Raw genomic sequence first — 1,738 nt, forward strand, 5'->3', positions numbered from 1 at the left:
CGGGGACGCAGGGTCCCCGCGGCACACCGACAGCTACGCCTTACTTGCCGGCGCGGACGTTGACCTTGTCCAGACGCGGGCGCATGCCGACCTTGTGGTTGCGAACCATGGTGAGTTCCTCCTCTCCGAGGTGAGCAGTGCCGGCGGGGCGCGGGATGCGCCTCGCCTCATCGACCCGAGGCCCCGGTGCGGTGACCGGTTCTCGGTGCGACACGATGATTACAGCAGCGCCTTCACCGTGAAGTCAATAAACTCAGTCAAGAACCTTCGGGATACCCGCCCTCTTGCCTTTCGGGCGGCGCTGCCCTATCGTCCTGGCGGGCCTACCAGGGCGTGATGACGCCCTCCAGAATGCTGTCCTTGACGGCCGCCAACTGCTCGAAGTAGTCCTGCTCCTCCTGCTCTTGAGCCTGCTGGGCCGCGTCGAGGTCCTCGTTGGGCAGTGCTTCGCCGCTCATCCTGTTACTCCGTGACTAGGTCTGTCGGGTGATAGTGACATGATGTCATGACTATGCTAGTAAATAACTCTCCAGCCCTGTCAATAACTGTTTCCGGCCACCACTTCGCGCTGCCCGCCGAGACCCCGGACCCGCGGGCCCGCGCGGTGCTGGCGCGGCTGGCGGCGGGGTACCCGGGGATCGGCCTGACGACCGGGGCACCGGCCGCAGCCGCGTCCGACGCAGCGCCCGACCCGGCGCCCGAGCCACCGCCCATGCCGCTGCCCGGACCCACGCCCGCGCCCGCCGCCCGCGGCGGCCTGGTGCTGGGCTGCGGCTCGGCGACGGAGCTCGCCCGGTGCTACGCGCAGGCGCTCGGCCGCCGGTTCCAGGAGCTGCCGGCGGACCGCCCGGTGGCCGAGGCGCTGGCCGCCGCCGACCGGACCGAGTCGGTGCTGGTCGTGCTGCCCGAGCCCGGGTGCGACCTGGCGACCGTGACCCGGCTGGTCGAGACCGCCCGCCGCCACCGGATCCGCTTCGGCCTGCTGCCCCTGTCGGCGGACCCCACCGAGGCGCTGCACCTGGTGGTCCGGTCCTGGGCGGCGCAGGTCGCGCCGGCCCCCGACCACGCCCACCGGACGATGCTCTACTGCGACTTCCGGCGCGAGGCCCCGGCCGGCCCGGCGCTCTCCTACGGCTCGGACGGCTCCGAGGAGTTCGTGACCCGGCTGCGCGAGGGCGCCCAGGCGGTGGTGCTGCACAGCCACGGCAACGGCGCCGACTTCCGGGTGGGCAGCCACGTGCTCTGCCTGCAGGTGGACCGACTGCGCCCGGAACCGGCCCGGCCCGGCGAGCGCCACCTGCCCTGCCAGGGCGGCGGCGGCTGCCGGCTGGCGCACAAGACCTCCTTCCGCGCCTTCCACGGCGCCGCGGCGCTGCGGGCCCGGCTGCTGGTGCTGCTCTCCTGCTCGGCCTACCAGCCCGCCGACGGCCTGCTCGACGCCCGCTTCCAGCTCTCCCGCACGCTGCTGTACGGCCCGCACGTGGCCGGCTTCGTCGCCTCCACCCGGATCAACCACGGCACCGTGCAACTCGGCGTCGCCGTCGAACGGTTGCTGGACCAGGGCGCCTCGCTCGGCGAGGTGGCGCTGCGGATCAACCTGCTGGCCGGGGAGGGGTTGGCCTCGTACGTGTGCGTCGGCGACCCCGAGCTCGCCGCCCCGCCGGCCCCCGCCCGACCGGCACCCGCGCGGACCGCGGCCACCCGCCCGGAACCCGCGCGGGCCGCGGCCACCCGGCCG

At 73.6% G+C, this 1,738-nt stretch carries 2 protein-coding genes; one reads left to right on the plus strand and one right to left on the minus strand.

Annotated elements, in window-relative coordinates; genetic code table 11:
* Nucleotides 1–323: 323 nt before the first annotated feature.
* Nucleotides 324–458, minus strand: a complete 135-nt coding sequence (locus ACQRUO_RS34165; protein ID WP_428320038.1) for a hypothetical protein — start codon at nt 456–458, stop codon at nt 324–326.
* A 254-nt stretch (nt 459–712) separates the two neighbouring features.
* On the opposite strand from ACQRUO_RS34165, the gene ACQRUO_RS34170 reads away from it, so the two are divergent.
* Nucleotides 713–1,738, plus strand: a 1,026-nt coding sequence (locus ACQRUO_RS34170; protein WP_428320039.1) for a hypothetical protein, incomplete at its 3' end; no start/stop codon positions are given.

This window comes from Kitasatospora sp. LaBMicrA B282 (assembly GCF_050325825.1).
GTDB lineage: Bacteria > Actinomycetota > Actinomycetes > Streptomycetales > Streptomycetaceae > Kitasatospora.

Bases quoted from the DNA above. Each gene is read 5' to 3' on its own strand.
- ACQRUO_RS34165 (WP_428320038.1), bottom strand. From the start codon at position 458: ATGAGCGGCGAAGCACTGCCCAACGAGGACCTCGACGCGGCCCAGCAG.